Source organism: Porphyromonas canoris, from assembly GCF_000769115.1.
GTDB classification, from domain to species: Bacteria; Bacteroidota; Bacteroidia; order Bacteroidales; family Porphyromonadaceae; genus Porphyromonas_A; species Porphyromonas_A canoris.
On sequence record NZ_JQZV01000008.1, the window covers coordinates 116158 to 123044 of the forward strand.

General features: G+C 42.5%; 8 protein-coding genes and 1 rRNA gene. All 9 read left to right on the forward strand.

Going from position 1 to position 6887, the window contains the following annotated elements; genetic code table 11:
- Positions 1–87: 87 nt before the first annotated feature.
- Positions 88–405, forward strand: coding sequence for a 50S ribosomal protein L21 (gene rplU / locus HQ43_RS04295; protein ID WP_036790157.1), 318 nt, complete (start codon positions 88–90; stop codon positions 403–405).
- Between the two features lie 43 nt (positions 406–448).
- Positions 449–700: a 50S ribosomal protein L27 gene (gene rpmA, locus HQ43_RS04300; protein WP_036790158.1), complete on the forward strand. Its 252-nt coding sequence runs from the start codon at positions 449–451 to the stop codon at positions 698–700.
- Between the two features lie 185 nt (positions 701–885).
- Positions 886–1464, forward strand: a complete 579-nt coding sequence (locus HQ43_RS04305; protein ID WP_052079511.1) for a C40 family peptidase — start codon at positions 886–888, stop codon at positions 1462–1464.
- 18 nt (positions 1465–1482) lie between these two features.
- The gene (locus tag HQ43_RS04310; protein WP_036790160.1) at positions 1483–2160 is read left to right on the forward strand and encodes an HAD family hydrolase; all 678 of its coding nucleotides are present in this window, start codon (positions 1483–1485) and stop codon (positions 2158–2160) included.
- Positions 2161–2187: 27 nt separating this feature from the next.
- Positions 2188–2970 (forward strand): TrmH family RNA methyltransferase, encoded by a 783-nt coding sequence (locus HQ43_RS04315; protein WP_036790225.1) that lies wholly within the window; start codon positions 2188–2190, stop codon positions 2968–2970.
- Entirely contained in the window at positions 2967–3680 is a 714-nt protein-coding gene (locus HQ43_RS04320; RefSeq protein ID WP_036790162.1) for an SAM-dependent methyltransferase, read from the forward strand. The genes HQ43_RS04315 and HQ43_RS04320 overlap by 4 nt, the downstream gene beginning before the upstream one ends.
- Positions 3681–3702: 22 nt before the next feature.
- Positions 3703–4323 (forward strand): L-threonylcarbamoyladenylate synthase, encoded by a 621-nt coding sequence (locus HQ43_RS04325; RefSeq protein ID WP_036790164.1) that lies wholly within the window; start codon positions 3703–3705, stop codon positions 4321–4323.
- A 238-nt stretch (positions 4324–4561) separates the two neighbouring features.
- The gene (locus HQ43_RS04330) at positions 4562–5713 is read left to right on the forward strand and encodes a CD0519/CD1768 family membrane protein (RefSeq protein ID WP_036790166.1); all 1152 of its coding nucleotides are present in this window, start codon (positions 4562–4564) and stop codon (positions 5711–5713) included.
- 1110 nt (positions 5714–6823) lie between these two features.
- Positions 6824–6887, forward strand: a 16S ribosomal RNA gene (locus HQ43_RS04335); the annotation flags it as partial.

Sequence of the window (6887 nt, forward strand, 5' to 3'; positions counted from 1 at the left end):
TCAGATAAGTAGAACTGTTCTTATGGTGCTTATACCGACCGAATAAGCTCACCCTCAAGGCTGCTAACTATACAATATAATATATAAATGTACGTAATTGTAGAGATGCAGGGCCAGCAGTTCAAAGTAGAACAAGGCCGCAGACTGTTTGTTCACCACATCGCAGATGTAGAAGCTGGTGCAACAGTCGAGTTTGATAAAGTCCTTTTGGTGGATGTCGATGGAGCTGTAAAAGTAGGAGCTCCGCACATAGAAGGCGCTAAGGTTGTATGCGAAGTAATCTCTCCATTGGTAAAGGGAGATAAGGTTCTTGTCTTTAAGAAGAAGAGAAGAAAAGGTTACCGCAGACTTAAAGGTCATCGTCAACAGTTTACAGAAGTTACTGTAAAAGAAGTGGTGGCATAACGTTTGTCCTATTTTTATACACTTAAAAGAAAGCATTTGAATCATGGCACATAAAAAAGGTGTAGGTAGTTCTAAGAACGGACGTGAGTCGGAAAGTAAACGACTTGGCGTTAAGATTTATGGTGGTCAAACTGTAAAGGCAGGAAATATCATCGTTCGTCAACGTGGTACAAAACATCACCCGGGTAATAATGTGGGCATGGGTAAAGATCACACTCTTTACGCTCTTACTGATGGAGTGGTAGTATTTACTCGTAAGAAAGACGATCGTTCGTTTGTTTCTGTTGCTCAATAAGAGAGTATAGGCAAACTCACGAACTCAAGACCAAATCTCCGGAAACTCTTGTCGGAAATGTCAAAGAGAAATGGAGAAGAGGCAGATATAAATATCATAATAAGGTCGCTCCCGAAAGAGTGACCTTATTGTGTTTATAGCAAACAGTATTAGCGGTTTTGCTGATATCTTAAAGAGTATCTCCCATGAATCGTAAAGTCTGGCTTTTTATCGTATGTCTGTATATTGTTACCGTGAGCTCTTGTAGAACAACAAAAGCTCCCGTTCAACATGTTACGTTTCCCCCCGAAGTGAGATTGTCTCAGATAGAGGCACGAGAAATGGCAAACCTTGCTCAAGAAATATCTGTAGAGATAGGTATGCCGGTTACTCAAGAAGACAATCTGCTGCTTTATGCTTTTATAGCCGATTGGAGAAACGTCCCTTACAGATATGGCAGTGTCGGGAAAAGAGGAACAGACTGTTCCGGTTTCGTGATGAGTCTTTATGAGGCGGTTTATCAAATTCCCATCGGACGAATGTCTGCCGCATCGCTTATGGATAAAACCGTTCCCATAGAAAGAGCCGAACTTAAAGAGGGAGATTTAGTCTTCTTTAATATCAATAACAGATCCGGAGGTCGAGCGTCTCATGTGGGTGTTTATCTGCGCAATGATCTTTTTGTGCACGCAGCCACTAAGACCGGTATTACCATAAGTTCGCTTTCGGAAAGATATTATAGCAGAACCTATTTGGGAGCAGGACGAATCAGAGAGAGAACTTAAAGCCTATACTATCCGGATATGTATCCCAAAGAAGTTTCTACAATACTGTTTGATATGGATGGTGTCCTCTTCAATACCATGCCTGTCCACGTTTCGTCTTGGCTGGAGACTACCAACAATTATGGACTGAAAGCCGAGCCGGAAGAGTTTTACCTGTTTGAAGGTCAGCCAGGAAGAGAAACCATTCGTCATCTATATCTGAGAACATTTCAGACAGAGCCGCCACAGCATCTTGTGGAAGAGATATACAGCTATAAGACTTCTCGCTTTATGGAGAGTGCGGATGTGAATACACTCATTCCGGGGATTACGGATATTTTTGAATTTGCCTCTCAAAAAAGATGGAATATAGGAGTGGTAACCGGAAGCTCTCAGCGAGCCTCTCTTGATAAGTTAAAGCATCATTTCGGAGGATATGTTTCCACTTCCCATATTGTTACAGGAGATGATGTGAAGAGGGGAAAGCCTTCTCCGGAACCATATCAGAAGGGAATGAAGATGTTTGAAGCACTTCCGGAGGAGACTTTGGTTATAGAAAACGCTCCGTTTGGAATCCAGAGTGCATCCTCTGCCGGTGCTTATACAATAGCAGTTGCTACGGGTCCTATACATGATGAAGTGTTAAGAGAGAACGGAGCAGACAGAGTATTCCCCGATATGCCTGCTTTGAAGGAGTGGTTGCAGAGCCACTATTGATCGGAGTACCAATTTATGCAGAATCAGATGAAGCCGATAACGAACAACGAAGTCAAGCTGATATCTTCTCTTCAACACGCTCGATATAGACACCGGCATGGACTTTTTGTGGCAGAGACATGGAAAGTAATCAAAGAGTTACTCCCTTATTTTGATCTCCATCTCATAGCTTGTCATCCCTCTTTCCCTATTCCGGACTCTGTTTCCCTGCCTTTTTCGGCAGTAAGAGAGATAGATGAAGTCCGGCTCAGAAAGTGTTCTTCTCTTCAAACACCGCGAGAAGCTGTTGCGGTATTCTCTTTGCCCTTACAGAAAGAGCTTGATTTTCAAACCCTACCTAAAGGTGTTATCCCTGTTTTAGATCGAATACAAGATCCTGGTAACATGGGCACTATCATCCGTTTGTGCGAGTGGCATGGTTGCTCTACTCTTATTTTGGGAGAGGGATGTGTGGATCCTTTTTCTCCCAAAGTGGTGCAGTCCTCCATGGGAGCTCTTGCAGGGGTAACGCTTTACAGAGATGTTGATCTGCCCGGTTGGATGTCTTTCAATAAAGATAAATCGACATCGGAGATTATTGCTACGGATATGACCGGCACGAGTCTTTACAAGTGGAAGCCGGAAAGGGATACCATCTTTCTCTTATTGGGAAATGAAGGAGGAGGACTCTCTTCCGAACTGAAGCAGTTGGCAGATCATACAATTACAATTCCCCGTTCCTCTCGCTCTTTTTCCGCCGAATCTCTCAATGTCGGAGTAGCTTCCGCCATCATATTGTCTCATCTTACGGCACACTCTTTATTATTGTGAAAGGAAAACTTTATCTTATTCCCTCCGCGCTGTCGGAAGTATCATCTTCCCATTATATCCCACCATACAATATCGAGGTGATACGCAGTGTGAAGCACTTTATTGTGGAAAATGCTCGCACGGCAAGGCGTTTCTTGAAGTTTGCACTGCCGGAGCTGAATATCTCCGAGCTGGTTATAGTAGAGATGGACAAGCACAATCCTCAAGAAAGCGTTGCAGAGCTGGCAGATCCATTGCTTCAAGGGTATAGTGTCGGACTGCTTTCCGAGGCAGGTTGTCCTGCTGTTGCCGATCCCGGTTCTCGCATAGTGGAGTGGGCACACAAGAAAGGAGTAGAGGTGATACCTTTGGTGGGGCCCTCATCTATCCTGTTGGCACTTATGGGATCCGGCTTTAATGGGCAACGCTTTGCTTTCAAAGGCTATCTCCCGATAGATGATAGAGAAAGGGCATCGGTGTTAAAAGAGATGGAGCGAAGAATATCCAAAGAGGACGAAACCCAGATTTTTATAGAGACTCCATACCGTAACGTAAAATTGATAGAAGAGTTAGTCAGACAGCTTCCGTCACAGCTGCGTTTATGTGTTGCCGTGAATCTGACGGACGATAAACAACAAAAAGTAGTAACAAAAAGCCTTACCGAATGGAAGAAAGAGAAGGATCTCTCCGATTGGTTGCACAAACATCCTGCGATATTCCTTCTTTTTTAATCTTGACGAAAAGTAGATTCTTATGTTAGTTAGAGTTTTTGAAGATAATCCCCAGAGCAGTGTTATCGCTCAAGTAGATGAGATTTTGTCTCACGGAGGAGTTGTCATCATGCCCTTGGATGGGCGTTATTGCCTTGTTGGAGATGCACTCCAGCCGCATGCTGTACAGACAATTTGTGATATAAAAGGGCTCATCAAATCCGTCAAAACGCCTTTGACCATTGTTTGTAAAGATCTTTCCCAGGCAAGTACCTATGCCAAGATAGACAACGCCTCTTTTTCCATTATGAGGCAGAATGTTCCCGGAGCATTTACTTTTGTATTGCCGGCGGGGGGAAGTCTGCCTAAGATTTTCAAGCAAAGGAAAGAAGTCGGTGTTCGTATCCCTCAAGGAGGTATCATTAACGCACTTTTTGCTCTCAGGGATGAGCCTCTCATTACGGCTTCTCTACCTTCTGCAAAAGCGGATGAAGATGAGGCATATCTTTACCATCCCGAACTTATAGAAGAGGAGTGGGGAGAAAAGGTGGATTTGATTCTGGATGCAGGAGAGGGAGCAATGGAGAGAACCACCATTGTCAGACTGATGGATCCGGACGAGATAGAGATTATAAGAGAAGGGGCAGGAGAGCTACAACTCTAACCCTAAGTTAAGAACAGATCCATTCTAACTTTTTAGAGGAAGAAAAAAGATATTAAAATTTGCACATCCTTCCGATTGCCGATTGCAAAAATAGTTGTTACTTTGCAGGCGATTTGGAGGATGTTTTTCTTTGGAAACTAAGCTTTTCGTTCACTCGAAAGGCATGCTGCAAATCCTTTACCTTTAGCCGGTAGAATCTTGAATCGAAAAAATATAATACGCTTATCTGAATAAATTTATGAATCCAACTTCCAAAAAGAATTCTCAATTCTTGCGTCACTTTTTAGAGGCAGGGATCTTTCTTTTGCTCTTCTTTGCTGTTTTCGGCTATATAGGCTCTCAGATGGGATTGGCAAATATGCTGAACACCATCATGAACACCTCTTTTCGTCTGCTTATAGATACCGTCTTCTACATCATGGGTATTACCGTATTGAGTGGTGCGCTCGGCAGTTTGTTGGTCGAGTTTCATGTGGTGGACATGCTGGAGCGTGTGCTCCGTCCGTTGATGCGTCCTGTCTACAATCTTCCGGGCGTCTCTGCTTTGGGTGGTATCCTGACATTCCTTTCGGACAATCCGGCTATCATCTCTCTTGCAAAGGATCGTAAGTTTTGCAGATACTTCAAGAAGTATCAGCTCGTATCCTTAACCAACTTCGGTACAGCCTTTGGAATGGGTCTTGTGGTTATTATTTTCATGGCGAGTAAAGGCTATGCATCGGGTGCTTTGGTCGGACTCTTTGGAGCACTTTGTGGTAGTATAATATCCACGCGACTCATGCAACGCTTTACTCTTAAACGGTATCCCGAAATGGACTCGGCGGTAGATCTCGAAGGCACCGAACACGTCGAAGCGGAAGAGAAAAAAGAGAATGCTTTTCTCCGTATGCTCAATGCTATTCTGGATGGAGGTAAGACAGGGGTGGACTTGGGTATCGCTATCATTCCCGGTGTACTCATTATCTCTACTGCGGTAATGATGCTGACAAATGGCCCTGGTGCGGATGGTGCTTTCAATGGAGACGCTTTTGAAGGAGTGGGATTGCTTCCTGCTTTGGCAGATAAAGTGGACTTCCTGTTCAAGTGGCTTTTCGGATTTGAAGACTCACGCCTTATAGCATTCCCGATAACAACGCTTGGAGCTGTTGGAGCTGCACTTGGCCTGGTGCCTAACTTTGCTGAGCAAGGAATATTGGACGGAAACGCCGTGGCGGTCTTCACTGCAATGGGTATGTGTTGGAGTGGTTTCCTAAGCACTCATACAGCCATGCTCGACTCTCTCGGCTACCGCAAGCTCATATCTCAAGCCATTGGAGCCCATGCCATTGGCGGTCTCATAGCAGGCGTTATTGCTCACTGGCTTTTCGTCTTGGTCAGCATGATCTTTTAAGTGGATTTGTAATCAGTTTTTAATACCCGTATAGAGGCAAAATCGTATCACGATTTTGCCTCTTTTTGTTGGGAGCTTTTATATAAAAATGGAGTTGACAACGGCTCCTCTAAAAGTTTCTTCTTTCATCGTCTTTTGGGGTTGCTAAAAATTGGAGTTGCCTTATCTGTTTGTCGATTAGCTTATTACTGAAAATCAATTCTTCTGAACTTTTCTCCTCTCGGACGGATTTAGGGCTTGTTTTTGAGTTAATATGTGTTGAATTTTGAGTGGTTTGATGTAAATATTTTCTAATTTAAGAAGGTGCCGTAAAATCTCTTCTTTTGGTGTCTAAAAATCTAAATCATTAGAAATGAATACTATAAGGAAAATTCTAAACACGTTAATCGAATTCGGTAAACGTGTTTAATGAAATCACTAAACGTGTTTACTGAAAAATTAAACACGTTAAGCCGAAACAATATGCTCGTTTACTGTTTTTGATGACTTTTTCTGGTTAATAAATGTGAGTAAAACAAGGGCGATTTAACATTCTGATCAGCCTCTGAAAACAACCCTTTCGATCAAAATAGAGAGCAAGAAAAAAGTGAGCATTTTTCGGGATGGAATATATAAAAATGAAGTCTCCAAAAACGGATTCAAACCAACTCTTTTTATCGAAAAAAGTGGTTGAAGAAGTTTTTGAAGCAAAATCCTTGCTCTGAAAATAATTTTATGCAATTTGTTGTTTCATTCTTCTGTTTGATAAACAGGTGGTTGGGTGTTTCTTGTGGATATTTTTGCTGCTAAATTACTTGGAGGTATTTGTACGTTCAAGATATTCTTCCTACCTTTGCATTCGCTAACGGGAAATCCCGGTGGCAAAGACAAGATCATAGATATATTGGATACAAGATTTTCAACAAGTAGTACAAGGGAAGAATCTACATAAGTAGAGGACATTACCCGTCAACTATTACCTGGGAAANAGATCATAGATATATTGGATACAAGATTTTCAACAAGTAGTACAAGGGAAGAATCTACATAAGTAGAGGACATTACCCGTCAACTATTACCTGGGAAATATATTAAGGATACTGAGCATAGGAATAAAATAGAAACAAAATGACAAAGAAGAGTTTGATCCTGGCTCAGGATGAACGCTAGCGATAGGCTTAACACATGCAAGTCG